Origin of the sequence: Paenibacillus albidus, from assembly GCF_014644435.1 — a bacterium.
In the GTDB taxonomy this organism is placed as follows: Bacteria; Bacillota; Bacilli; order Paenibacillales; family Paenibacillaceae; genus Paenibacillus_AQ; species Paenibacillus_AQ albidus.
Window position 1 is genome coordinate 1 of record NZ_BMKR01000027.1, and the last position, 24,553, is coordinate 24,553.

26 protein-coding genes are annotated in these 24,553 nt (G+C 47.4%); 8 read left to right on the top strand and 18 right to left on the bottom strand.

All coding sequences use genetic code 11. The features are described from left to right. Positions 1–813 precede the first annotated feature (813 nt). The 5 genes from IEY53_RS36150 to IEY53_RS24095 form a co-directional block, all read right to left on the bottom strand. Positions 814–999 (bottom strand): DUF255 domain-containing protein, encoded by a 186-nt coding sequence (locus IEY53_RS36150; RefSeq protein ID WP_373293918.1) that lies wholly within the window; start codon positions 997–999, stop codon positions 814–816. A gap of 273 nt (positions 1,000–1,272) precedes the next feature. Beyond that, a complete protein-coding gene (locus tag IEY53_RS24080; RefSeq protein ID WP_189029563.1) occupies positions 1,273–1,653 on the bottom strand; it encodes a VOC family protein in 381 nt (126 codons plus the stop codon). A gap of 42 nt (positions 1,654–1,695) precedes the next feature. Then, positions 1,696–2,271 (bottom strand): hypothetical protein, encoded by a 576-nt coding sequence (locus IEY53_RS24085; RefSeq protein ID WP_189029565.1) that lies wholly within the window; start codon positions 2,269–2,271, stop codon positions 1,696–1,698. Between the two features lie 90 nt (positions 2,272–2,361). Further along, positions 2,362–2,643, bottom strand: coding sequence for a DUF6809 family protein (locus IEY53_RS24090; protein ID WP_189029566.1), 282 nt, complete (start codon positions 2,641–2,643; stop codon positions 2,362–2,364). A gap of 182 nt (positions 2,644–2,825) precedes the next feature. Next, the gene (locus IEY53_RS24095) at positions 2,826–3,815 is read right to left on the bottom strand and encodes an aldo/keto reductase (RefSeq protein ID WP_189029568.1); all 990 of its coding nucleotides are present in this window, start codon (positions 3,813–3,815) and stop codon (positions 2,826–2,828) included. A 285-nt stretch (positions 3,816–4,100) separates the two neighbouring features. Here IEY53_RS24095 and IEY53_RS35265 point away from each other — a divergent pair, with 285 nt between their 5' ends. From IEY53_RS35265 to IEY53_RS24120, 7 genes are all read left to right on the top strand, one after another. Beyond that, positions 4,101–4,418 (top strand): hypothetical protein, encoded by a 318-nt coding sequence (locus IEY53_RS35265; protein WP_229696315.1) that lies wholly within the window; start codon positions 4,101–4,103, stop codon positions 4,416–4,418. Between the two features lie 43 nt (positions 4,419–4,461). Next, the gene (locus IEY53_RS35270; protein ID WP_229696316.1) at positions 4,462–4,971 is read left to right on the top strand and encodes an alpha/beta hydrolase; all 510 of its coding nucleotides are present in this window, start codon (positions 4,462–4,464) and stop codon (positions 4,969–4,971) included. Between the two features lie 43 nt (positions 4,972–5,014). Then, entirely contained in the window at positions 5,015–5,356 is a 342-nt protein-coding gene (locus IEY53_RS35275; RefSeq protein ID WP_229696317.1) for a hypothetical protein, read from the top strand. A gap of 304 nt (positions 5,357–5,660) precedes the next feature. Further along, positions 5,661–6,113, top strand: a complete 453-nt coding sequence (locus IEY53_RS24105; protein WP_189029570.1) for a MarR family winged helix-turn-helix transcriptional regulator — start codon at positions 5,661–5,663, stop codon at positions 6,111–6,113. Positions 6,114–6,136: 23 nt separating this feature from the next. Continuing rightward, positions 6,137–6,655 carry a spermidine/spermine N(1)-acetyltransferase gene (gene paiA, locus IEY53_RS24110; RefSeq protein ID WP_189029572.1) on the top strand — a complete coding sequence of 173 codons (519 nt, stop codon included), beginning with the start codon at positions 6,137–6,139 and terminating at the stop codon, positions 6,653–6,655. Positions 6,656–6,786: 131 nt separating this feature from the next. Then, on the top strand, positions 6,787–7,506 hold the full coding sequence (locus IEY53_RS24115) for an ABC transporter ATP-binding protein (protein ID WP_189029574.1): 720 nt from the start codon (positions 6,787–6,789) through the stop codon (positions 7,504–7,506). Continuing rightward, entirely contained in the window at positions 7,503–8,234 is a 732-nt protein-coding gene (locus IEY53_RS24120; RefSeq protein ID WP_189029576.1) for a hypothetical protein, read from the top strand. Before IEY53_RS24115 ends, IEY53_RS24120 begins: the two co-directional genes overlap by 4 nt. A 102-nt stretch (positions 8,235–8,336) precedes the next feature. Here the strand turns inward: IEY53_RS24120 and IEY53_RS24125 are convergent, their stop codons facing one another. Next, positions 8,337–9,893 carry an ABC-F family ATP-binding cassette domain-containing protein gene (locus tag IEY53_RS24125; RefSeq protein WP_189029578.1) on the bottom strand — a complete coding sequence of 519 codons (1,557 nt, stop codon included), beginning with the start codon at positions 9,891–9,893 and terminating at the stop codon, positions 8,337–8,339. A 259-nt stretch (positions 9,894–10,152) separates the two neighbouring features. On the opposite strand from IEY53_RS24125, the gene IEY53_RS35280 reads away from it, so the two are divergent. Then, complete coding sequence (locus IEY53_RS35280) at positions 10,153–10,245, top strand: YjcZ family sporulation protein (RefSeq protein WP_229696318.1); 93 nt, start codon at positions 10,153–10,155, stop codon at positions 10,243–10,245. Between the two features lie 661 nt (positions 10,246–10,906). Here the strand turns inward: IEY53_RS35280 and IEY53_RS24130 are convergent. The 12 genes from IEY53_RS24130 to IEY53_RS24185 all read right to left on the bottom strand — a co-directional run bounded on the left by IEY53_RS24130 (position 10,907) and on the right by IEY53_RS24185 (position 24,526). Beyond that, the gene (locus IEY53_RS24130) at positions 10,907–11,686 is read right to left on the bottom strand and encodes a VOC family protein (RefSeq protein ID WP_189029580.1); all 780 of its coding nucleotides are present in this window, start codon (positions 11,684–11,686) and stop codon (positions 10,907–10,909) included. Positions 11,687–11,689: 3 nt separating this feature from the next. Beyond that, positions 11,690–12,496, bottom strand: a complete 807-nt coding sequence (gene proC / locus IEY53_RS24135) for a pyrroline-5-carboxylate reductase (protein ID WP_308424248.1) — start codon at positions 12,494–12,496, stop codon at positions 11,690–11,692. 17 nt (positions 12,497–12,513) lie between these two features. Beyond that, on the bottom strand, positions 12,514–13,362 hold the full coding sequence (locus IEY53_RS24140) for a MetQ/NlpA family ABC transporter substrate-binding protein (RefSeq protein ID WP_189029582.1): 849 nt from the start codon (positions 13,360–13,362) through the stop codon (positions 12,514–12,516). Further along, complete coding sequence (locus IEY53_RS24145) at positions 13,359–14,393, bottom strand: uroporphyrinogen decarboxylase family protein (protein ID WP_189029584.1); 1,035 nt, start codon at positions 14,391–14,393, stop codon at positions 13,359–13,361. Before IEY53_RS24145 ends, IEY53_RS24140 begins: the two co-directional genes overlap by 4 nt. Positions 14,394–14,422: 29 nt before the next feature. After that, complete coding sequence (locus tag IEY53_RS24150) at positions 14,423–15,082, bottom strand: methionine ABC transporter permease (protein ID WP_189029586.1); 660 nt, start codon at positions 15,080–15,082, stop codon at positions 14,423–14,425. Next, on the bottom strand, positions 15,057–16,100 hold the full coding sequence (locus IEY53_RS24155) for a methionine ABC transporter ATP-binding protein (protein WP_189029588.1): 1,044 nt from the start codon (positions 16,098–16,100) through the stop codon (positions 15,057–15,059). The genes IEY53_RS24150 and IEY53_RS24155 overlap by 26 nt, the downstream gene beginning before the upstream one ends. Positions 16,101–16,133: 33 nt before the next feature. Then, positions 16,134–17,300 carry an amidohydrolase gene (locus IEY53_RS24160; RefSeq protein ID WP_229696319.1) on the bottom strand — a complete coding sequence of 389 codons (1,167 nt, stop codon included), beginning with the start codon at positions 17,298–17,300 and terminating at the stop codon, positions 16,134–16,136. Between the two features lie 29 nt (positions 17,301–17,329). After that, on the bottom strand, positions 17,330–18,544 hold the full coding sequence (locus IEY53_RS24165; protein ID WP_189029590.1) for a trans-sulfuration enzyme family protein: 1,215 nt from the start codon (positions 18,542–18,544) through the stop codon (positions 17,330–17,332). Between the two features lie 6 nt (positions 18,545–18,550). Continuing rightward, positions 18,551–19,231, bottom strand: a complete 681-nt coding sequence (locus tag IEY53_RS24170; RefSeq protein WP_189029592.1) for a GntR family transcriptional regulator — start codon at positions 19,229–19,231, stop codon at positions 18,551–18,553. Between the two features lie 498 nt (positions 19,232–19,729). Then, the gene (locus IEY53_RS24175) at positions 19,730–20,419 is read right to left on the bottom strand and encodes a hypothetical protein (RefSeq protein ID WP_189029594.1); all 690 of its coding nucleotides are present in this window, start codon (positions 20,417–20,419) and stop codon (positions 19,730–19,732) included. 74 nt (positions 20,420–20,493) lie between these two features. Next, positions 20,494–21,369, bottom strand: coding sequence for an amidohydrolase family protein (locus IEY53_RS24180; protein WP_189029596.1), 876 nt, complete (start codon positions 21,367–21,369; stop codon positions 20,494–20,496). Continuing rightward, a complete protein-coding gene (locus tag IEY53_RS24185; RefSeq protein WP_189029598.1) occupies positions 21,356–24,526 on the bottom strand; it encodes a GNAT family N-acetyltransferase in 3,171 nt (1,056 codons plus the stop codon). The genes IEY53_RS24180 and IEY53_RS24185 overlap by 14 nt, the downstream gene beginning before the upstream one ends. Positions 24,527–24,553 lie beyond the last annotated feature (27 nt).

Consider the following 24,553-nt stretch of genomic DNA (forward strand, 5'->3'; position numbering starts at 1 on the left):
AACGTGGATTTCCTATTTTATGCTCCACTGAGAGATAGAAATAAATAACAAAGCCCATAGACTAGCACGTACCCGCGGCTTCGTTCAACAGGGATTTGCGCAATTGCCGCACAGCTTTTCTGCCCATATGATTACGACACTAAAGGCCTTCATTAGTGGTTATGAAGGTCTTTTTTTCGGGCAACTGCGCAACCAATCCAGAGTGTTATATGAGGGTCAGGTCGTCTTTGAAATGCTAACGAATATTTACTATTTTATTTATTTCTTCTTCAATAATTCTTAATTCTTCTTCTTCTGAATAATCCATTAATGGTGTTGTATCAGACGAAAAATATTTAAAAATACCAAGGACCGCAAAAACTCCCCCTATAAATGTTATTTACAAACAAACCTACCGGTACACCTGTACCGATACCAGCTCCAATACTTAGCAAATAGTTTTTTTGATTTTTCAATTCTTTTCTTCGAAGTAGTAGCTCATTTATATGTTGTAAATTATTATTTTGACAATATACAACAGCTTCATTCTGATAAAAATTCGCATTTTTGTAATGTAATCGCGGTACATAAATTGATTATTGTAAAAGCTTTGAATTCTAAACTTTCTCACTATATAACCATAATTAGACGAACTTTTCATAGATAAAAAGTCGAACATTTCATCCTTAGCATTAATTTTCTCTTTGATTCCCATGTATTGAAGCACTCATTCCTTAATTATTTGCTTTCCTGACTTTCAATAACGTAATATTCACGAAGTTCGCCAATTCCACTGGCGAAAGCATCTTAAAATTGATTCACACGAACATCCCATCAATGAAAAGTCTGCATACTGTAACTACGAATACCCAATAGATAACAAGAAAGGCTTCTTTCGTGCTTGGCGGTTTCAAAAGCCTCTTCCGACCAAGGGAACAAATTCACCGGGTTATATGTATATTGCAGCAAGTACGGCGACTTCTCCTTGGCAAATCTATTGGGTACTTTGTGAGTTGTCATGGGGCATCACCTCGTTTCCTGTTGTATTTGGGTAGAGTATTGCATAGGGTTAGTTTAATCAAAATGAGGGGGAAAGCGTAGAAAGGTGAAAAAAGGCGAGTCCAGATATACGAAGTCACCCTGCATTTCATAACATTCTTATTTACCTTTAAAATTAACTAGTAAAATACTTAGATAAAGATCCTCTGCTCGAAGACAGGAAACAGTTTCGCAAGCTGTTCAACCGTTACATGAGAAAAATCCTGTCTCATAATAAACACCGACTTTCTTTTGTTAAATGGCTATCCACCAAAACACACCATATTTATCAATCAGATTTGAACAACATCGGTTCCATTCGCATGGCCCCAAAGAATCAATAACGTTACCACCGTTGCTCAATACATCATATGCCCTTCGAACAGCTTCTTCACTGCCCATGTCATAGACATTGAATGCCATCGTCTGCCAAGACTTTTTTTCACTAGTATCACAGTTCTTTGGCGCTTCACTGACAGCCATAAACAACTTCCCATTTAATGTTAATTCGCAATGCATGTATTCGTTCTTCGTTTCATCTTTTATTTCCAAACTTTTCTCTAAACCAAAGGCTTTACAATAGAATTCAGCGGCTTCTATACTTCCTTTGACATAAACCTGTGTGCTAATTTTCATGGTTATCCCCTTTTCCTCATAAAAATTGTTATCCTCCTCGTGTTAATTACCTAACAACACATTAATACTATGTATTTCAATCCTATCTTTCTCTGCGCGGTAGTCATAATATTCGTGTTCCTCGTCAATAAGGATCTCTTTACTCCTTAAAAACCCGAGCAATCTGACTGCCTCTTTCCTTATGCTGTCCATGTAACTTTGAAATTTCAAATGATCTCTTTTAAGAATCTCCTTGTACTCATCAGAAGTTGTAATATAGGTTAAAGCAATATACCTCAGAAAGTTGTAGCCGTCACAATATTCATCATACAATGTTCCCAACATTTCCAATTGCTCTGTTGCATCCCCATTCGTTAAGAGGTCATCTAAAATTAAGATGATTCGTTCTTGCTCAAATGGGCCAAATGTGATCATTCTTCTGATTTGCTTCTCCGTTTCATCAAATGCACGTTTGTCCTTATAGTTTCTGGAGATGAGTTCGAAGTATTCCTTCTCACCAAAAATCTCTTCCAATTCATCATGCTCATACACCCATTGCTCAAATGTTAAAATGGAGTGCTCGTCCTTTTTATCTTTAATGAAATAATACAAGTAACGTTGTCCCGTGATTTGATCCATTACTCACACCTCTGCATAATCCAGTCTCGCGGTCTTTACTATGATGATATCATAATCCCTTCAATGTATAGACTCCAATACCATTATTCACTAATCATCCTTCTCCCCCGCCCCCATCACCTCAATCATCATCAACGCCCCCAGCCGGAACCCTTCCGTATATGCGGTAGCAGAATACATGGAGGTACTTTGCCCCAACAAATCAATTAACTTTTCCAACTCATCGAACTCTTCCGGAGAGAGTTTCTTGTGATAAGCTTCAATTAATGAAGAAATCTTTCGGTTAAGGTCGTAGTATTCGGAATGTTTAGGGTGTATGCCTTCGTCTGGTCTGATGTTGCCATAGAACAAGGCTTCCAATATACTGCCCATGATTCTCCTCCTTTGTATAGCTAATAAAAGCTTTCGGACACAGTGCCCCTCTGCTGTAGCATACCTGATCAAATGGCAATACATTGCATTTTAGCGATTTAATCACTAACATTTTTTATCACATAGAAAAAAGCAGCCTATTAGGCTGCTCCATCTGAAATCTTTTCCCGGAAACTCTCTCCTCACTTCACCACCTCAGCACCAACCACCGGATGCGGCACATATGGCTCTTCCAGCGAAGCAATTTCTTCAGGTGTTAGTGTAATGGACAGAGCGGCTGAAGCATCTTCGAGATGGGAGCTTTTGGTAGCCCCGATAATGGGAGCGGTCACGGGTTCTTTCTGCAATAACCAGGCTAGGGCAATTTGAGCGCGGGGAACGCCGCGTTGTTCTGCGATTGCTGCAACCTGTTCTGCAATCAAGCGGTCAGTATTTGCCGTTGCATCGTATTTGGATTTCTGAACTTGGTCCGTCTCGGAGCGGTGTGTGGTTTCGGACCAGTCCCGCGTTAATCTGCCTGAGGCCAGCGGGCTATAGGGAATCACAGCGATTTTTTCTTCCTTGCATAGCGGGAGCATCTCCCTCTCCTCTTCACGATATAAGAGGTTTAAATGATTCTGCATCGATACGAACCGGGTCCACCCATGTTTCTCAGCGACATGCAGCGCCTTCAGGAACTGCCATGCGAACATGGCTGAAGCCCCAATGTATCTTGCCTTCCCAGCTTCAACCACATCATGTAAGGCTTCCATCGTCTCTTCGATCGGCGTATGGTAATCCCAGCGGTGAATTTGGTACAGATCCACATAATCGGTTCCCAGCCGCTTTAGGCTTTTATCGATTTCACTCATAATTGCCTTTCGGGAAAGTCCAGCCCCATTGGGGCCTTGATGCATACGGAAATGTACTTTCGTCGCTAGAACAATTTCATCCCGATGGGCATAATCCTTCAAAGCCCGCCCCACAATTTCCTCGCTCGTTCCATCTGAATATACGTTCGCCGTATCAAAAAAATTGATACCCAGTTCAAGGGCTTGTTTTATAATGATACGGCTACGATCTTCATCCAGTACCCATGGATGAACCCATCGATCTGCTTCACCAAAGCTCATACAGCCCAGACACAGCCGGGAGACATCCAAGCCCGTATTACCAAGTTTCACAACTTCCATTTGATTGTTCCTCCCTTTCCCATTGAAATGTTTCCTTCATATACAGTTTACTCCTTAGAGTAAACTCTAAGGCAAGCCTTTTGCTGTTTCGGCAAAGATTGTGCAGTCTCCCATGATCACACCAAACAGCTGCTACGTATCCCGTGGGAAGGTCCGGTTGATTTCGGATGGTAATGATGATGTAAGCTAAATCGATAGTTTATGGAAGCTAAATCGGTAGTTTAGGCCTACCTGGTGGGATAAGGTTGGATAGGAAATACATTATCTCTAGAAAGGGGAATATTGATGAGGCTGTTTGAAGTTTTGCTTCTTGTATCGAACATAGGCTTGTTAGCATTAGCAACACTATTAAAAAAAGGGCGGCGTAGGATTCCGGTATTCGTCGCAAGCGGAACCGCCACGCTTTTACTGGTCATCCATGGGATGGTGGAAGGTTACAGAGCGTTGCTAATTTTCCCATACTGCATCACGATCTTGTTCTTGGCCATTTCGATTCATGCCTATTTCAATAAGGCTGGCCCCCTCAAGATCCCGCGGTTCCTATTGGGTTCGGCTTATACCGTTATGGCGATCGTGCTGGTCGTAACAACGGGATACGAATAGGGACGAGATTTTCGACGAAGCCGATGAAGGCAAAAGAGAATTGATGGTTCAAATATGGTACCCGGCGCAAAATACGAAGGGAAACCCTGCCCCTTTTATAGCGGATGAACCCATGCTGAAAGAGGAACCTTTGTCCAAAACTCTTGGACTACCGGCAATCATTATGAATTACCTGAAATACATTCCAAGCCATTCCTATGAAGGAGCCGAGATTTCTACCGAAAGCGGTTCTTATCCTCTCGTTCTCCTGAATCATGGTTACAAATCATCCAGAATCTATCACACGTCGCATGCCGAAAATCTGGCTAGTCACGGTTATATCGTCGCATCCATCGACCATACTTACAGCACGTTTGCGACCGTTTTTCCCGATGGACACACGACCACGATGAAAACGGACGAATATCAGATACGCGAAACGGATTATCGGAACAAGGTCGGGAAGGTTTGGACGGACGACGTGAAGTTTATCCTGGATCAGTTGGAGCAGATCCATTCCGGCCAAATTCCAACCCTGTTCATTCTCCGAAGATACATTCGACCGCTACGATAAAGTCAGCCAACATTACGTTTACACCGATGAAGAACTCCAGGAAATGGGAGCAACAAGAGAAGAAATCGACAAGGAGACGAAAGATGACGAAAATCAGATCGAACACTTTAAGAACGCGGCCAATCACGGCGGTCAAGTCCTGTATGTCGAAGGGATGCAGCATTATAATTTTGCCGACGCTCAGTTCCTTTCTCCGATCCTCCGGCTGATCGGAATGACCGGGAATATGAGTACGGCAAGAGCCGCTTCCATCGTTAATCACTATACGTTGGATTTTTTCGACAAGTATTTGAAAAACAAAAACGGAAGTTTGCTTGAAGGGCCGAATAACGAGTATCCGGAAGTGAAAATGGGTACATTTCTGTTTGGTGAAGATTCTAAGTAAATACAGTTACGGCAATCCGTTAGGCCTCATTATGTAAGCAGAATTCCCCCTAAGGCGAAGTCCTCAGGGGGAATTCTTTTTTTTGAATAGGGAGCAAGATAAATCTTTCCAAACGTTAAATCCGATTCATTCGTCTAGGAACATATCGTTGCCCTCGAGATCGTTCAGCTGACCGAATTCAAGTTCGAAATCTAACTGGAGGTTAGTATGGAAAAACCTCAAGGTTTTTTGTTGTAAATACAATAAAAAAGGTGTACTATTTTTTTACCACGTTTGAAAAATACAATAGTAGTGGAGTGAAATTATGAAGGAAATTTTACGTGAGATTGGAATGATTGCTAGGGCATTGGATTCAGTAAGTAATATAGAATTTAAACAATATGACCTTACAAAAGGACAGTACTTGTACCTCGTGCGAATATGTGAAAATCCGGGAATTATTCAAGAAAAGTTAGCTGAAATGATAAAGGTAGACCGGACAACAGCTGCTCGAGCTATAAAGAAACTGGAGATTAATGGATTCATTGAAAAGAATGATGATCAATATAATCAAAAAATCAAAAAACTTTTTCCTACAGAAAAGGGGAAGACTGTTTACCCTTTTATAAAAAAGGAAAACGATTATTCCAATAGGGTCGCACTATCTGGGTTCTCCGAAAGTGAAGTAGAAACGGTTTTCAACCTGCTGCAAAGAGTCAGAAAAAATGTAGAAAAAGACTGGGAGTTTGTAAAAAAGGGAAACAAGAGAATTTATTGATTGAGTAAAAGGAGGCACATAAAGTGACTATAAATATAACAAAGTGCACATTCGAAGATCTGGGATTGCTTCAAGAAATTAGTGTTGAAACCTTTAATGAGACCTTTATGAATCAAAATTCACCTGAAAATATGAAAACCTACTTGGAAAAATCATTTAACTTAACACAATTAGAAAAAGAATTATCAAATATCGCTTCAGAATTCTATTTTATTTATTCTAACGAGGAGATTGCCGGGTATTTAAAGGTAAACACTAATGATGCTCAAACTGAAATAATGGGCAATGATTCGCTTGAAATCGAGAGAATTTATATCAGGAAAAAATTTCATAAACAGGGGCTTGGCAGCTATCTACTCAATAAAGCTATAGAAGTAGCGATAAAACGGAACAAAGAGAAGCTCTGGCTCGGGGTTTGGGAAAAAAACGAGAGCGCAATTACCTTTTATAAAAAAATGGACTTTGTTCAAACAGGAGCCCACTCTTTCTATATGGGTGATGAAGAACAAGTTGATTTTATAATGACCAAAACACTCAGCTAAAGGGTAACTATAATTTAATTAGGTGTTTAATGTCACTTCCTCAGAATAAATCTCATTATATATTAACATTGTAATTTAATTCTATTTGTACATTTCATTTGTAAATCCAAAGAAATTGGAGCGGAATGTAAATGGTATACGAACAAGGCGCCTCAGACTCTGAAGGATATGCTATTGTCATATCAGGAGCAGGCAAAAGTCTGAACGACACAAAAATCATTAGGGAAGTTTCTTTTCATGTACCCCACAACAGCATTTACGCCATTATTGGACCTAATGGTGCAGGAAAAACAACACTTCTCCGCTTAATGATGGGCTTACTCGATTTGGATGAAGGAATGATCCATTTTGCCGGTGACGAACAAGCGGTATCTGTGCTCCTTGAAAATGATTATTTGTTTGAAGGCAAAACAGGATGGGAAAATCTACGGGATTTTGGTATTTATCTTGCTGTAGACTCTTCGCTGGTTTCAGCAACCACCATGAAGTATGCCAGTTTGTTACAATTAAACACCGCCCTTGATAAAAAAGTTGCCACTTATTCCAAAGGCATGAAACGAAAACTCTCCTTACTTATTACTTTACTCAAAGATTCACCCATTCTAATGTTGGATGAATTAACTTCCGGGGTTGACCCTGAATCTAGAAGAGTTATGCGGGGCGTATTACAGCTTCTGAAGGAAGAAGGTAAGACAGTCATCATCACTTCGCATGATTTGGCAGAAGTCCAAAAAATCAGTGACTGGATCACCATTCTGGCAAATGGAACAATCGCAGAGATTATCAATAATCAGAATTTCAAAGGAGATTTGGAGGAAAGATTTTTTGACATACTGGAGGAAGTAAAGTGATAGGCATTCATCCAATTGTTAAACTTAATTCTAGAGATGTTCTAAAAAGCTCTTCCTATTTAGCTATGGTTATAATGATGCTGATCATCCCACTTAACTCCGTTATTCAAATTTTAAAAACGAATACAGGTCCATTGGATTACCTTGCTGTGTATATCCTTCTAATTCTAAATATTTCTATTTTTTTCTTCTTGAATATGTTAACCATTAGCTTGATTGTCATCTCGGAAAAAACTACTGGACGCTGTGAATATTATCTCGCTAACAAATTGGAAATTCATAAACTTGTGAAAATATATGGCTGGTCCTCCTATTTACTATGTATTGGTCCCATCCTTATTTTCGATATTATGATTTTCGGTTATGCTCTCTTTACTAATCAGAAGGTGCTTATAGAGCTGTATCTGAGCGTATCATTTGGTTGCTTTGCGGTATCATTTATTCTATTTAGCTATTTCGTGACAAGCACACTAACTTTGCTTTCTATGTTATCAAAGTCACCTGAAAGAATTCGCACCTATTTGTCAGTCAGCTCTGTTTTATTCATTTTTGCTGCAACGTTTCCTGGAACGTTCATAAAAAAGTTGGGATTCACCCCCGATCGCAACTCCATTGCTTGGATAATCGGCTTAACTTTGCTCGTTCTTGCTTTCGTTTGTGCACTTATACGATATGTACTGAAAAAGAAATTAAAAAATGAAGTTGTTGTTCTATCTTTCAAACAATAGTTATGGCTCGGCTGAACCGTCTGACAAGGCCTCCCTTTGTGTCTTCACCGTTTCTCCAGTAAAAAATGGCTGCCTCTATGAGACAGCCATTTTTTTGCGGTTCTAAAATACTTTCGTCGTCCACGATTCGCAGTTCCACGTATCCGTCACGATATCACGGTAAAATTCGGGTTCATGGGAAATCAGCAAAATGCTGCCCTTATACGCTTTGAGCGCACGCTGTAGCTCGTCCTTCGCATCGACATCGAGATGGTTGGTTGGTTCGTCCAGCACGAGCAGGTTTGTCTCGCGGTTGATCAGCTTGCACAAACGGACTTTGGCTTTCTCGCCGCCGCTTAAGACCGCGACCTTACTCTCGATATGCTGGGTCGTCAGGCCGCATTTGGCAAGAGCCGCCCGTATTTCAAACTGCGTAAAGGACGGGAACTCGGTCCAAATCTCTTCAATACAGGTGTTGTAGTTCGTACCCTTTATTTCCTGTTCGAAATAGCCGATTTCCAGCAGGTCGCCGAGTCTGGCCGAACCTGAAATCGCTGGTATTTGGCCGAGAATACTGCGCAGCAATGTCGTCTTTCCGATCCCGTTCGCACCGACTAGTGCAATTTTTTGCCCCCGCTCCATTTGCAAGTCCAGAGGTCTCGACAATGGTGAATCGTAGCCGATCACGAGGTCCTTTGTTTCGAATATCAGCTTGCCGGAAGTACGCGCAGCCTTGAAGTTGAACTGCGGTTTCGGTTTATCCCTGGCGAGTTCGATAACCTCCATCTTGTCCAGCTTCTTCTGCCGGGACATCGCCATATTCCGCGTAGCCACACTGGCCTTGTTCCGCGCAACGAAGTCCTTCAGATCCGAGATTTCCTGCTGTTGACGTTTAAAAGCGGACTCAAGCTGCTGCTTTTTCGCCTCGTACACTTGCTGGAAATACTCATAATCCCCCACATAACGTGTCAGCGACTGATTCTCCATATGGTAGATCAGGTTGATGACGCTGTTCAGGAACGGAATGTCATGCGAAATCAGAATGAAGGCATTTTCGTATTCCTGCAAATACCGCTTCAGCCATACGATGTGCTGCTCGTCGAGATAGTTCGTAGGTTCGTCAAGCAGCAGAATGTCCGGTTTCTCCAGCAGCAGTTTGGCCAGCAGCACCTTGGTCCGCTGACCGCCGCTGAGATCATGGACATCCTTATCCAAACCGATGTCTGTAAGTCCAAGCCCGCGGGCGGTTTCGTCGATTTTGGCGTCGATCATATAAAAATCCTGATTCGTTAGCGTGTCCTGAATGGTTCCGACATCTTCCAGCATTTGCTCCAGTTCCTCCGCGGACACCTCGCCCATTCTGCCGTACATGTCGTTCATTTCTTGCTCCATATCGAACAGATATTGGAACGCCCCGCGCAAAACGTCGCGAATCGATTGTCCCTTCGTAAGCACTGCGTGCTGGTCCAGATAACCGGCCCGCATGCGTTTCGCCCATTCGACTTTACCTTCGTCCGGCTGAAGCTTGCCAGTGATGATGTTCATGAAGGTGGATTTACCCTCACCGTTGGCGCCGATCAGACCGATATGTTCACCTTTTAGCAGGCGGAATGATACATCGGTGAAAATCGCGCGGTCTCCGAATCCGTGACTCAATCGTTCTACATTTAATATGCTCATGAATTAACACCTTTTCCTTTATACTGTATACTCGTCATATTATAAAGGCTAAAGCGCCACAACTCCAGACAGGTTTTAAAAAAACACTCTCCTTGACCACCGAAAGCTGGGAATTGGGCAGAAAAAGCAGTGTTTGTATCGGCAATTTATCAGTGATGAAGATAGTCAAGAATAAAAAACCATATAGGCAATAGTCGTTACAGAGACAGGGACAGATACATATTATGGGTGTGTAAGTTATATCAAAGGAGGGACAGTTATGAGCGGTTGCGCAGGGTACGGAGGATTTACATCTACTACTGTAATCTTGGTGCTTTATATTTTGTTAGTCATTGTTCTGAAAACTTTCTAAATTGACATTTTTCAAAAAAACAGAGCCTCCGCAATAGAGGCTCTTGTTCCCCATTATGTGTACAATAAAGTAATGACGAGCAGTTCGTATAGGACAAGAGTTAGAATCAGTTCATCATCATTGTAGGAAGGACTTCCGAAAAAAGCACGATGACCCCCTTGTTTTCGAACGGCCAAATACATTAAACCCCTGTCGCAATTCACGATTCTCCCCATATACACTTGCCCGTCAAGTGTTTCAATTCGGACATATTGATTTGCATGTTGACTGCAAATTTTGTGCAGGTGATTCCTAATGGATTTTAAGTTTTGGATTGAATTAGTATCTGCTTGATACAGCACTTGTTGTTGGTATCCTCCCGGCTGAAAACTCATCGTTAACACACTCCTTCCTTCTAAACTAATACATCATATGCCTAGTGCGAGTTCGAGGTTCGCTCCTTTCGGAACAATAATAGGCCTGAATACGTAACCTTTTAACAGTCGAATGATACATCGGTGAGAATCGCACGGTCTCCGAACCCGTGACTCAGCCATTCTAGGACCTGTACCCTTTCGCGTACAAGTCATGAAAACACAATAAAAGTACGCTCCCTTGCCGAGGCATAGGAGCGCGCTTCTTTTTTAATCTCTTCTGTTAAATTTATTCCTTCGCTTCGCAATTATTTCCTGTCCGAAGATTGGAATACGTACTCCCCTTCGCCGATCCGCAAGGTTTGACCGTCCAGTTGTTCGGAGTCCGTGTCCAGAATTACCTGCATGAACCGGTTCTCCTCCCCCCTAATGAAATCGTAGTACTTGTCCCCGATCCGCAAGACAGCTGAAGTATCCGATGACTCTACGACATCCAGGCCAAACAAATTCGCCCAGTGCCCGGCGGCGGCGGCGGGGTCCGGCACGCGAAAGACCGCCCGCCTGATCTCAACATAGCCCACAGGATGAGGCCGGGCGATGCCGGCGGCCGTCAGCTTGGCCAACCGCTCCTCATCCGTCCCTTTCCACTGAATAATAAACGGATAGACCAGCCCGCCGAAATCTCCGGCAATGGTCATCATGCGCCATTCGATCAAGGCCCCGGACGTATCCAGACGTTTGCCATCCATAATGGGTGACACGCTTAATCCAGCAGCGGTTAACGAAGCCGCCATCGCTTCAATATCGTCGGTGCGGATCACAACCCGGCTCAGCACTTCATGTTCAGGCAAAGTAGCAACGGCATCCTTAACAACCAGGTTGTACTCCGTGGACCGGGCCAATTCGAGTGATTCAATGCCCAGAAACTCGATATAGCTCAGACCGAAGTAGCTTAACGTATTGAAGGTACCCCAGTCTTTATGAGAACCTCCCTTAAAGGCAATCAGACCCTTCTCCGCAAAGACCTCGACTACATTGTCCAAGTCGTTGATATAATGAACCAGGTGATCCCATTTTTTGCTCGCCATCGTCTATTTCACTCCCAGTTCAGTCGTTCGCTTGACCGCTGCCATTACGCTGCGCTGCAGGCCGGCCGCGAAATCGCTGTTGTTCAGTTCGTACAGACCGTGCATCCCCACCCCGCCCGGCGAGTTGTTGATGTCCAGCAGCTGTCTGGGATGCAGCCCCGTCTGCCGCAGCATAAGCACAGCTCCTGCCATATTCTCCAGTGCGACATTCCAGGCCTGCTCACGCGGCAATCCCGCCAGCACTCCGGCATCCACAAGAGATTCAATGAAATAATAGATATAGTTCGGCCCGGCTACACCGTATCCGGTAAAGACATCCAGAAGCGCTTCCTCCATATACTGGACTTTGCCGAAGCCAAGCAGGAACTCGTCCACCTGCTCCCGCGCAGCATCGGCATTCAGGACGACCCCGCTGTAGCCGTATCCCGTATCCGTCAGCGTATTCGGAATGACCCGGACGATCGGCCGTCCGGCTCCAAAAACTCCGGCCAGTTTCTCCAGCGTCAAACCAGCCACTATCGAAACAACCACGGCGCTCTGCGAAGCTAGCCGGGTTACAGCTTGTCCCAGCTCGTCCAGTGCATCCTGCGGCCGGACAGCCAGCACAATCAGTCCGGCTTCAGCCAGATACGCTTCCTGGCTCCGGCCCGTGTCCACACCATATGCCTTGGTCAACACCTGAAGACGCGCCTCATTGATATCCGTAACACTGATCCGGTCGGCGGCAATCGTCTGATTGGCTGTGATTGCCCGGATGATAGCCTCCGCCATCTGTCCGCCTCCGATAAAATGAATCCGTTGCTTGATCAACGTTCTCCCCCCTCTGTTTAGTTGTTCTTCCACGCTTCCGGCAGAATGAATCCGTCGTATTTCTCCAACCCGGTAATATATTCTTCAAATGCTTTGGACTCGTAGGCAGCCTTCAAATCCTTGGCCCACGGCGTATTCTCATCCTTCCGGTTCACGGATACGATGATGCGGTGCTGCATGGGTGTATTTTCAATTTTGAGTGCCTCGGTAATCTTCTTACCTGCGCTGGCGATGTAATTCCCGTTAATTACGCCGTAATCCACATCCTGCAGGGATACCATAATTTGCGCCGGATCGAGAATTTTGATATCGATGTTATATTTGTCCGGCTCCATGTTGTTGATGTTGAAATCCGCCAGGTTCGAGCCTTCTTTAATCTTGACCCAGCCCAGCTCTTCCAGTATGCGGAGCGCCCGCTCCTGGTTAACAGGGTCATTGGGAACAGCCACCGTTGTGCCGTCCTTCACATCATCTAGTGTAGTGTGCTTTACAGAGTAGACCCCTTGCGGTGCGCTTGGCACATAGGCGATTCCAACCATATCCGCGCCAATTTCGCCATTGATGGCTTCCATATACGCTGTGCTCTGAAACGCGCTCGCATCGATTGTACCTTCCTTCATAGCCGGGTTGACCTGCATATTCTGCGAGAAGGTCTTAATATCAACCTTGTAGCCCTGCTTCTCCAGAATCGGCAGAATCGCTTGGCGGAACTGTTCTTCATAGGTGCCGACGCCAAATCCCATAACAATCTCCTTCTTCCCACCTTCTGCGGCCCCAACTTTTGAGTTGTCCGCAGCATTGTTGGAGCCACAAGCCGTCAATACCAGAACGAAACCAATCAGGAATAAGGACATTGCTTTTTTCATACATGATTCTCTCCTTCAAATACAGATTTTTTTAATGACACCAGCGCCTCGTCGGTAACACTCAGTGGAATGGCGCAGTTGGGAGCGAGTATAAACGGCTGATCCTTCATCTGATTCAGCGCTGCTGAAGCTTGCTGCTGAATTTGCGTGACGTCACTTACGGCAAAAAGGGCGTGATCGACGCCGCCAACCTTCGTTGCTGTCACAGCCGCTTCCAGTCCCGGATTCCCTTCAGCCTTTGTATCCCAGCTGATCCCGTCTACCGGATAGTCGTTGAACCGCTCGGGATGGGCGTGAGTCCCACAGGTGTGGAGCACATTTTTCCCATAGCTCGCAGCGTCCAATACAATACTGTCATAAGGTCTGGAAAATTCGTTGAACAGCGACTCATCGAACATTCCAGGGTGTGCAGTACCCGTCACCGCATAGAACAGGCCGTCCGATCCCGCCCGCTTCAGCTCCTGCACATAATCAGCCAGCGTCAGGGAGATCGCATGCAGTGCATGATGCGCGGCCGCCCGGTGCTCTTTGAACAAGGAATCCAGGGTCACCGGCTGTTCGATGCCGAACACGGTCGGGTACACATAAGCGGAACGCCCGACAATGAACAGCAGCACCGTCAACGGGGAGAAGACGGTCTGGATCAAGGGTGTATCCGGCAGCCCCCGGCGGATTTTCGCTACAGCTTCAAGCTGCTCCGACAAAGGCACTGACTGTGTGGCCTTCTTCACTTCAAGCTGCCATAGATTAGATGCTGCCGGTACCACCGTTGTAAGCTGCCGGGGAAATACCGCCCTATAATGCCCGAAATCATATTCATTCCCCCAAGCTTCAGCCAAATAGGTGGCTCTGGGGTTGATCTTGACCCAGTCCCAATCATATTGCTTGGTAAAAGCGATGGTCGTCTCCGCCAGATCGTCTGCGTTCTGCTCCCTGTCAATGAAATGGCGCCAGCCGCTGACTATTGGCCGATCCGCCTGCTCCCCTGATAAAATGGCCTGAAACCGTTCCTGTCTGCTCCATTCACTCACTTCGTTTCCTCCTGTTGTTAGGACAGTCTCTAATACCGGCGGATCTTTCTCGCCAACGAGTTGCCCAAAGATTGAATTCCCTGTACGAAAATTACAAGTATAACCACCGTCGCAACTACAACTACGGTGTCAAACCGTTGGTACCCATACACAATGGCCAAGTCTCCGACGCCACCGCCGCCGACCGTCCCGGCCATTGCCGTCGCGCCGATCAATCCGATCGTTGCAGTCGTCAAAGACAGAATCAGCGAGCCGACAGCCTCCGGCAGCAAGAAGTAGCGGATAACCTGAAACGGTGTGGCTCCCATCGATTCCGCCGCTTCCATAATGCCCGGGTTTACCTCAAGCAGGGAATTTTCGACTAGACGTCCGATATACGGTGCGATATACAGGATGAGCGGTACGATTGCGGCGTTCGTCCCGATGGAAGTGTGGACAATCATCCGGGTGAACGGAATAATCGCGACAAGCAAAATGATAAAGGGCAGAGAACGGATGATGTTGATTACCGGATTGAGCAAGGTATACAGCAGCTTGTTCTCCAGAACGCCCCCGGGACGGGTAACGACGAGTAAGATGCCAATGGGTATCCCGATCAACGCGCCTACAAATAAGGACATCCCCACCATATAGACCGTATCGATGATGGCCTGTATAAATTGCTCACTGGTCACTGTTGTTGTAAACATGCTTTCCCACCTCCTCCAAATCGATTTCTCTACTCTTCAGGAAGGCCAGCGCCTTGTCCATCTCCTCTGAATTCCCCTTAAGTTGAATGATCATCGTCCCCAGTGTGGTGTCTTGAATCTCCGTCATATTGGCAAACAGAATATTGACCTTTACCTCACTGGAGCGAATCAAATCGTACAATACCGGCTCCGAGGCGCGTTCCCCGAAGAATTCAAGCTTGTACAAGCGGCTTCCCTCATCTGTAGTCAATGTTCTCTGCATACTGCTTGTCATGCTGGTCTGAATAACGGTACTCACAAAATTTTGTGTCGTCGGATGCTGCGGATGCCCGAATACCTCCAGCACGCTGCCCTGCTCGATGACCCGGCCTCCTTCCATCACCGCCACCTTATTGCAGATCTCCTGTATAACAGACATCTCATGGGTAATAATCATGATCGTAATATGATATTCCGCGTTAATCTTCTTGAGCAATTGCAGAATAGAGCGGGTCGTCTGCGGGTCCAGCGCCGAGGTCGCTTCATCGCACAGCAGCACTGAAGGGTTCGAAGCCAGTGCTCGGGCAATACCCACCCGCTGCTTCTGACCACCCGACAATTCGCTCGGATAGCTGCCTGCTTTGTCGCTCAAGCCCACGAACTCGAGCAGTTCCATAACGCGCTGGTGAATCTCGTTTTTATTCTTTTTCAGCAGCACAAGGGGAATGGCCACATTGTCAAAGACTTTTTTGGATTCCAGCAGGTTGAAATGCTGAAAGATCATGCCGATATTTTTTTTGGCGGCACGCAGCTCTTTATCGCTGTACGCTCCCAAATCATGCCCGTCAACAAACACCTGTCCCTTCGTCGGCCTTTCCAAATAATTGACCAGCCGGATCAGTGTGCTCTTTCCTGCGCCGCTATAGCCGATCACCCCGAAGATATCGCCTTTATCAACCTTCAGCTGAACTCCCTTAACGGCATCATTGGAGATCCCCTTGCGAATATACGTCTTGTAAACGTCTCTTAATTCGATCATCACCATTCCGCTCCTTTCATTCATATTCCGGGGCTAAGCCCGCTCCTTCAGCTGCACCAGCGCTTGCTCGGCCAGGAGCGCAAAATAGCAGGCGGCAGGAAGCAGTGCGGCTTCGTCCACGTCGAAACGCGGATGATGCAGTGCATAGGCGGGACCCGTGCCGATATTTACAAAAGCGCCCGGTATTTGCTGCAGATACAGCGCAAAATCTTCTCCCCCCATTTGCGGCGGGATATCGTGCACCTCATATCCGGCCTGCCCGGCGATCTCTTTGCTGAAGTCAGCCCAGAAGCCGTCGTTGATCGTCGCCGGCGGCCCTGGAGCCCAATGCAGCCGCGCCTTCGCTCCGGCGGCTCCGGCGATGCCTTCAATGATCCGGGTGATCCTCTCCGGCATGCTGCGGCGAATTTCTTCATTATAAGTGCGGACCGTTCCCTCCAGTTCCACCCGTTCCGGCAATACGTTCCAGGTATGGCCTCCGTTGATCCGGGTGACACTCAGCACTACCGTTTCCCTTGCACCACATTGCCGGCTGACGATGGTTTGGAGCGCGGTAATGATCTGGGCAGCCGTTACGATCGCATCCACGCCATTCTCTGGAGTGGCGGCATGAGCGCCAATCCCTTCCACCGAAATTTCAAACCGGTCGACACCCGCCGTTAGTGGTCCTGTTCTCGTTCCGAAGGTACCCGTCGGTAATTCCGGCGAGTTATGCAGCCCGAATATTGCGGCCACATCGTCCAGTCCTCCCGAAGCCAGCACGCTCTCGGCGCCATGACCGGTTTCCTCTGCTGGTTGAAACAGAATTTTTACTCTGCCAGGCAGCTCGGTTTCACGGGCTTTCAGTATCATTGCGGCTCCCAGAATGACTGCTGTATGAAAATCGTGGCCGCAGGCGTGCATTTTCCCCGGAATTTCGGACGCATACGGCAACCCGGTCTGTTCTTCAACCGGAAGCGCATCGATATCGCAGCGGATAGCCACCACTGGCCCTTCACTCTGCCCGACTTGGGCAATCAGCCCCGTTGGCAAAGGAAGATCCAAGACGGAAATATGAGCATCGGCCAGCCATGTCCTCAGCTTGTCCGTTGTCTTAAATTCTTCATAAGATAATTCCGGCTCGCGATGCAGATTTCTGCGAACGTCAATCAAGTGTTGGCCCAGTGCTTGCATCATTTCATCCTGCGGTTTCACCGGCATCATTCTTCCCCCTTGTATAAGCCCATATTTTATTTAGAAATGGAGTTCCGCTCAGCATAAGGGAACAATGCCGCCAGCGCTTGATCGAAATCTGCGATAATATCGTCCACATCCTCCAGCCCGACCGAAATGCGGATCAAACCGTCCGTAATCCCGAATCGAACCCGCTCCTTCTGCGGAATGGAAGCGTGGGTCATAGAGGCCGGATGCTGCACCAGCGTCTCCGGATCTCCCAGGCTGAAAGAAATCATCGCCAGCTTGAGCGAGTTGATCAGCTTCTTCCCTTCTGTCAACCCTCCTTTGACTTCGAAGGAGACGATACCGCCCATGCCTTTCATCTGCGCAAGAGCCAGCTTGTGCTGGGGATGGGATTCAAGACCCGGATAGAACACTCTTTCGATATAAGGATGAGCCTCGAGATATTCAGCGACTGTCTGGGCGTTGCGGCAATGTCTTTCAACCCGCAAGGCCAACGTCTTCATTCCTCTAAGAATCAGGAATGAGTCCCAAGCGTTCAGATTCTGCCCCAAATCACCCATCAGCTTTTTTCTCATAAAGCGGATCATATCTTTGTCGCCTATGACAAATCCGGCCAGCACATCCCCATGACCATTGATGTATTTAGTGGCACTGTGCACTACAACATCGGCTCCAAGCTCCAAAGGCTTTTGCAGACAAGGGCTCATAAAGGTGTTGTCAACAATGACGGGAAGCTTATGCAGCTTGCAGGCTTGGGTAATTTGCTTAATATCAAGGACCGTCAGCTTCGGGTTGGAGGGGGTTTCTATATAGACAGCTTTCGTATTGGGCTTAATCGCCTGGAGCATTGCCGCAATATCCGTACAATCGACAAAGTCGCATTCGATACCGAAACGGGGTGCGAGGGAAGTCAGGAAGTTATATGTGCCGCCGTACACATCCTTTGTTACCAGGACATGATCTCCATGCTTCAGGAAGCCAAGCAGGGCAATGGAGATGGCGGCCATTCCGCTGGAAACACCCAAGGCATCTTCGCCGCCTTCCAGTGCCGCGATCTTTTTCTCCAATATACGGGAGGTCGGATTTCCGTATCTGCCGTAATATACGCCTTCCGCTTCACCCGCCACCACGGATGCTGCTGTTTCCGCATCAGGAAACGCATAGGCAACCGCAGGGGTAACACTTTGGGAAATGGCGCCCGTCCGGGGATCGGGAGACTGGCTCTCATGAATAATCTGTGTGTCGATCTTCCATTCTGATTGCATGCTGGCTCAGTCCTTTCTGGTTTTGTCAACCTCTTTTAGACGTTTCAGCGCCGTGGACAAACTGTTGGATATGTGATCCTGCATCACTTTTTCCGCGCCCTCTTCATCTCTGTCAACGATCATCTGCAAAATCAGGCTATGCTCTTCATAGGCCTGCGTGTTCCACTCTCCGTGAAGGGAGACGTAGCGGCAATAACGTAGCGTGTGATCCCTGAGCTGGCCCAAGATTCTTTCAAAAGTATGCAGGCCGCTGATTTCCGATAAATAATCATGAAATTCAAAGCCAAACGGGAGCGCATCCTGATCGGAGCCTAAGTGCAAGGATTGATTCGTTTTTTCAACCATCGCCGTCATATGCTGAATATCTTGCGGTGTGGCGTTTTTGGCGGCATTTTTGGCAATATGTCCTTCCAGCATGCCGCGAACGAGAAAGATCTCTTCCAGCTCTTCCAAAGTCACGGGCGCTACCTTCAGCCTCCCATTTGGCTGGCGGACAAGAAAATCCTCATTCTCCAGACGCTGGATGGCCTCTCTCAATGGAGTACGGCTGACGCCTAGCAGTGCGGCAAGGCTTTCTTCATGCACGTTTTGACCTGGTTTCAGTTCGTTGTCAATGATTTTCTGCTTCAGTTCAAAATACGTATTATCCTTGGACAACCTGCGTGTCCGTAACATTGAGCTGCTCATTAGCGCATCCCCTCTAATTCCGAATTCTTAAGTCCAAGCTCTTAATTGTGCATTTGTGTAATTGTATAATTGTATACAATTAATGCTGAGGTCCCACCCCACTCTTTCCCTTTTTCACTTCGGTTTGTAGATTTAGGTTTATAATACCGATTGAAAATCACTTTGTCTATACCTTCATGTCATTTTTCATTACATTTCTACATATTTTTCTTAAAAAAACGCTCTCAAAGATATTAATATCGAATTTCATGTAATATTAGATTACATATAAAGCGCCCGGAATGCATAGCAACTCCTGCTCCAGCCTGCTTTTCAGGTAATGGGCATCTTGCGAAAATATTCCTTCTGGACTCTGCACAGATCACAAAGCCCTTCCTTCTACCTTCCACAGCCTGTCTACTTATCGAGCCTATCTCACCAAGCACTTTAAGCAGAAAATAAAGAGACACTAAACGAAGATTAGTGTCTCTTTACGTGTTATTTAAAGTTATATCGCCTTTAAAGGTCATATTGACGAATAAAATCCTCAAGCGAATCACATAGATATTCGGCATGACTTTGATTAAAGACTTCAGTATAGGCTGGATGTAAAATAACTTTTGTCGGGCGATAGTGCACAATATAAACATGTCTGTGCTTATCTATAGCGGCGTATCTATTCTCATCCAGACGCAGCACTGTATAATAGTGCCTATCTATTTTAAACAAACAAGTATGCTCAATATCCAACTTCTCCAAAAGTTCAAGCGGATATTTTTTTAATAAGCCTTTCAGCTTCTTCCGTTCACTTTGGTTCGTTAGCTGTTGAGTGATTTGAGCATGGGCCATGGATAGTTGATCAGGCACAAGTCCGAATCTATTAAAGTCGGGAATATAAAAGTGTGTCAAAATGTTATGATTGCCCAGTGCACGGAAAGGTAAAAAGCCTTGCGCTGTGGGACTGAATATCCCTAAATTATTAACTTCTGTCCGTATCGCCTGAAATGGAGCAAAAGGATCAAAGGTCTGGGTATCATAGCGGTAAAAGAGCTGGACTATCAACTCAGAATCATTCCAACTCCCTACCTTATATTCATAATGAGTACAAGCCAAATGATTGGTATAGAGATCCGGCAGACGCTGCCTTAATGAACGATAGGTATGATCTATGAACGTTTTTATATCAAAACCCTCATCTATGCTGTTCACCCGCAAAGCTCACTCCTTCTCCCAAAACGAGATGAATTGGATCTGCGGACTACGACTCTTCAGCGCCAATCCTCTCACAGCTCCGCAATCCGCCTCTGGATACGCGGAAACAACCCAAAGGCATTCTGGTAAAACACCTTCTCATGATGCTGCTCCGGTACAAGCCGGCGAACGAATTCTGCATACAGGTCGATCGGCGCGAGCGGCCAGTCGGTTCCGAAGAGCATTTTCTCGTAATGATCCGAATACACCAATGCCCGGCGGAAATGGTCCATGAATAACGGCTCGTTCATGAACCGTTCAAAATGAGGCCGGTCACCCACCACAAGGCCGGACAAGTCGGCATACACATTCGGGTTCTTGGCCACCACTTCGGCTGCGTCCATTACCCAGGGATCACCCAGATGACAGATCATGAAGTTCACCCCGCGCTGCTGGTAGGCCAATTCATCTACAGTGAGCGGATGTGAATACTTGAGCAGACCGTTCATCGAGTAGGTATCGCCGGTATGAATTACCACAGGCATATCGTATTTGGCAGCCAGTTCATAGACCGGTGTGTAGATTGGGTCATAGACGTAATGATGGTAGTACCCGGCATACAGCTTGATTCCCGCTACCTCGGGAGCTTGTAACCGCGTTTCGATCCGGTCAAACTCCTGTTGAGCTTGCTTCCCGGTGAGCCGGTTTGGATTGATGCCGACGCATTCCATCAGGAACGGTGGAACACTGTCTTCCAGGTCAAGGCCCATTGGATTGGGTGAATTGGAGTCAGGAAAAGCGCCCTTGGTCTGCTCCGTGACGCCCATTCCGATGCCAAGAAAAACGTCATTTTTGTCAAACTCCGCCTTGAGGCCTGCGGCGGTGTAATCAACTTTGGCCAGCTCCATCGCTGTGTGATGAAAGCTGTCGATATCTGACAGATGGATATGAATATCAATGATCGGCATTTAAGGTCTCCTTTTTGTCGGAAGGATTGGCAAAGGTCAGCTTAAGAAGGCCTTGGATATCCTCCAGGTTCAGCGCGATTCGTCCCAGAATCAGAAAGATCGGCTGCGTCCAGACCGTTTCACCATGGCGAAGAGTAAGCTGGTGTTCCACACCGTGACTGACTACCTTGTTATTAACATAAGCAGATGAATTCTGATTAGGATAACTGTTTACCACATGCAGCATATCCTGACGGGAAACTGCGCCGATTCGCACAAGCCCCTTGGAATGAAGTTCAGCTTCCAGCTTGCCGTGGAGGTATTGTCCTTCACCGGGAATTTCGATCCATCCTTCTGAGAAGACAGGCGAAGGTTGCAAAAAAAGATAATCTGCCAGCGAATAATGCGGCAGAAGCGCACCACTCTCATTGGTAACCGAGTGCAACATACAGAGCACAGGGACACCAGGCAGCATAAGGTAATGCTGGTCGACCGTAATTCCCCGATACGTTTCGTGTTTCTGGATGCGGGTGGTCATACGGATTCCCGTCCAGACATTTCCTTGCTCATCCCTGCGCTCCACCGTGGCCGCCTCTCTTGGCTCCTGCTGCCGGCTGAAGCCGCTGATGCCAGGGATATCTACGCCAAGTCCGCCATGCCAGGGATTCCACCACGAACGCGGGACCGGCTCCGGATACGAGCTGTCCAGCCATTCTTCCCCCCGGTGCTTCAGGGAATGCACAACGCTGCCGAATCCGGGGGCAGCCGCTATGGAGAGAACTCCGTTGTTCACCGTGTATACAGGACCGGCCGCTCCTTCTTCTATTTCACAAATGACGTTTGCTTCCGTCCGGGGGAACCACAGTGCAGACCGCTCCTGGATCCGGTCCTCACCGCGATATACCGCCCGCACCTTCCAACCGGATTCATTGTTCTTCTGGCTATTTTTTTCCTCAGGAGAGAAATCCACATGCGCAAAGTGCAGGTCCTGCTCTCGGCTCAGCTCAATGTCGGCGACCTTCCGCTCCGCTTCCCCATCACTTTGCGCATAAAGTTCGAGCCTCCCGGCCAGTGGAACCGTCTTGCGTTCGATTAGCGCCGCACTCAGCGTCCCTGCCACGAACGGATTACCGCTGCCCAGCGCCAGTTCGAGATGATTGTCCAGCACCGGAACTACCGGATTCGGCAATTTCCGGGCGAAGGAGCGAAAATCCGACCACTTGGCGAAGGCGTTCAGCGCAAATACAGTCGGCTTCGTCTTCACTGCGGCTCCGGCAGCGATTCGGCCGAGATCATGCTCCAGTCCGAGCGGATATTCCGAGCGAAGCAGCTTCAGGGAAGGGTCCCAGCAGATACCGCAAGCGAAATTCGCTTCCTGGCTGAACAGCCAGTTCTCAGTGATCTGAGCGCTGTCCCATTGATTCGGATCGCTGGAGTAAGCCTCGCCCAGATCGACATAACGGCCTTGGTAGGGCAGGATGAGCCGCTTGCCGAAGAAACCGAAGTTCGTCAGCAGATACAGGTTCTCTTCCAGCCTTGTACTGCTGATATTACAGATTTCATGATGAAATTCGGCGATGCCGCTTGCGTACAGCTTGGACACTGACTTGATCTGCAGGCCGGGGAAGTCTTCGGACTCGTAGAGGGCTTCGAGAACCTGACTCTCCCCTTCCGGATAGAACTTCACTTCTGTGGCCTGCTTCTTGGAGAATTCCTCTGCGAACGGCTTACCCAGCTTCGGATAGTTCCACCAAAAGCTATGATGGGAGCCTGGATACTCCACCCACATATTATTATCGAGCTTGCTCAGGTGAAGGGAGTATGCACCGTTCACGGCGACCCATTGATCCCCGTTCTCCCCTCCGTAACGGCCTCTCGTTCCCTTCATCAGAACGGACAGCTTGCTGGTGAAGGAAATCGCCTTCCCTCCCGCCGGAACAGCTGTTACCTCAATTTCGCGCGAGTAGAGTCCGTAAGACTGTAAGATGAAGGGTAACGGTACTGAGGCTTTACCCTTAGCGGAAACCGTGAAGCGTACCGAACGTTCGGCCCATTCCACGAATTCATCCTCCGGCAAATCAAACGAGAACTCCGCATCCGTGGTGAAATTGTTCTCTACATTCAGATACAGCTCAGCCGGAATGCCCGGCTGCAGCTCCCTGGCTGGCAGCACCATCTTCATCTTGACCGGAAATTTCGGAGCGATGCCAATACGGAACTCGGCCCGCCTGCCACCGATGATCCAGGTACTCTTCACTACGGGATGGGTCTTCTTGTCGTTCTGCTCCTCCAGAATCGGGTCTAACTCGAATTCCCCCTCCACGATTACCGTTTCGCCCGAAGCGATCGTTCGTGAGGCATCCAGGGCGAACCGAATACACTTATCGTCCTGACCCTTGATCTCTATCGTAAGTTCGGCTCTTGAGCGGTTCTCGATACGATAGCGAACCTTATAGGCGGAACCGAACACGAGATCATGCTCATCCATCTCAGTAGAGATTGCATATTCGGGCGTGTCGAGAGCGGTCAGCCCGCGGCCGGTCTTCTCAAACTCGGCTCGCAAGGCAAGCTCCCCCTTCTGCCAGGTGTAATCCAGGAAATCGAAACCTCGCTCATAATGGCCATCCGGCTCAATGATGAGTTCCCGGGTGCTGTCAACATACCAATCCAGCTCCTCGAAATAAGGGGCGAGCGCTTCGGTTTGTAATACCGTCGGAATGAAGTTCATCAGGTGGACGTAATCATCATTCCGCTCCCAGAAGAACCCGCATTTCTTGTACATCGGTACAGCCTTGGTGTTACCTGCCCAGGTGAACAGATCCAGCCTTGGCCAACCCGCTTCGACGGTCTTGCGGACGGCGTTCAATATCAAATTACGGCCGACCTTATGGCCGTGATAATCGGGCCGCACATTCAGCAGCGGAACATATAAAGCCCCTTCGTCTTGACGGTAGTGGGCAAAGCTGCAGAAGCCGACAACCTCCTTGCCGTCCACAGCCAGAAACGCATGGAGATTAGACGATATTTCCAACTCCCGACGCACACTGTCTTCCGTTCTCTGGTTGGTGCCGCCGCCCCAACTTTCGTTGCTGCGGTTCCACATATCTGCGAGTGCTCCGGCGTAAGATGGGTCGTATTCGATAATGCGGATTTGTTCAGTAGTGGTATTGGATGACATGTTCTCATCTCCTTATCTTCATCTAGT

What these genes read in the sequence shown, in the direction of transcription:
- IEY53_RS36150 (WP_373293918.1), bottom strand. Translation starts at nt 999, where the DNA reads ATGACAACTCACAAAGTACCCAATAGATTTGCCAAGGAGAAGTCGCCG.
- IEY53_RS24080 (WP_189029563.1), bottom strand. Translation starts at nt 1,653, where the DNA reads ATGAAAATTAGCACACAGGTTTATGTCAAAGGAAGTATAGAAGCCGCT.
- IEY53_RS24085 (WP_189029565.1), bottom strand. Translation starts at nt 2,271, where the DNA reads ATGGATCAAATCACGGGACAACGTTACTTGTATTATTTCATTAAAGAT.
- IEY53_RS24090 (WP_189029566.1), bottom strand. Translation starts at nt 2,643, where the DNA reads ATGGGCAGTATATTGGAAGCCTTGTTCTATGGCAACATCAGACCAGAC.
- IEY53_RS24095 (WP_189029568.1), bottom strand. Translation starts at nt 3,815, where the DNA reads ATGGAAGTTGTGAAACTTGGTAATACGGGCTTGGATGTCTCCCGGCTG.
- IEY53_RS35265 (WP_229696315.1), top strand. Translation starts at nt 4,101, where the DNA reads ATGAGGCTGTTTGAAGTTTTGCTTCTTGTATCGAACATAGGCTTGTTA.
- IEY53_RS35270 (WP_229696316.1), top strand. Translation starts at nt 4,462, where the DNA reads ATGGTTCAAATATGGTACCCGGCGCAAAATACGAAGGGAAACCCTGCC.
- IEY53_RS35275 (WP_229696317.1), top strand. Translation starts at nt 5,015, where the DNA reads ATGGGAGCAACAAGAGAAGAAATCGACAAGGAGACGAAAGATGACGAA.
- IEY53_RS24105 (WP_189029570.1), top strand. Translation starts at nt 5,661, where the DNA reads ATGAAGGAAATTTTACGTGAGATTGGAATGATTGCTAGGGCATTGGAT.
- IEY53_RS24115 (WP_189029574.1), top strand. Translation starts at nt 6,787, where the DNA reads ATGGTATACGAACAAGGCGCCTCAGACTCTGAAGGATATGCTATTGTC.
- IEY53_RS24125 (WP_189029578.1), bottom strand. Translation starts at nt 9,893, where the DNA reads ATGAGCATATTAAATGTAGAACGATTGAGTCACGGATTCGGAGACCGC.
- IEY53_RS35280 (WP_229696318.1), top strand. Translation starts at nt 10,153, where the DNA reads ATGAGCGGTTGCGCAGGGTACGGAGGATTTACATCTACTACTGTAATC.
- IEY53_RS24130 (WP_189029580.1), bottom strand. Translation starts at nt 11,686, where the DNA reads ATGGCGAGCAAAAAATGGGATCACCTGGTTCATTATATCAACGACTTG.
- IEY53_RS24140 (WP_189029582.1), bottom strand. Translation starts at nt 13,362, where the DNA reads ATGAAAAAAGCAATGTCCTTATTCCTGATTGGTTTCGTTCTGGTATTG.
- IEY53_RS24150 (WP_189029586.1), bottom strand. Translation starts at nt 15,082, where the DNA reads ATGTTTACAACAACAGTGACCAGTGAGCAATTTATACAGGCCATCATC.
- IEY53_RS24155 (WP_189029588.1), bottom strand. Translation starts at nt 16,100, where the DNA reads ATGATCGAATTAAGAGACGTTTACAAGACGTATATTCGCAAGGGGATC.
- IEY53_RS24160 (WP_229696319.1), bottom strand. Translation starts at nt 17,300, where the DNA reads ATGCCGGTGAAACCGCAGGATGAAATGATGCAAGCACTGGGCCAACAC.
- IEY53_RS24165 (WP_189029590.1), bottom strand. Translation starts at nt 18,544, where the DNA reads ATGCAATCAGAATGGAAGATCGACACACAGATTATTCATGAGAGCCAG.
- IEY53_RS24170 (WP_189029592.1), bottom strand. Translation starts at nt 19,231, where the DNA reads ATGAGCAGCTCAATGTTACGGACACGCAGGTTGTCCAAGGATAATACG.
- IEY53_RS24180 (WP_189029596.1), bottom strand. Translation starts at nt 21,369, where the DNA reads ATGCCGATCATTGATATTCATATCCATCTGTCAGATATCGACAGCTTT.
- IEY53_RS24185 (WP_189029598.1), bottom strand. Translation starts at nt 24,526, where the DNA reads ATGTCATCCAATACCACTACTGAACAAATCCGCATTATCGAATACGAC.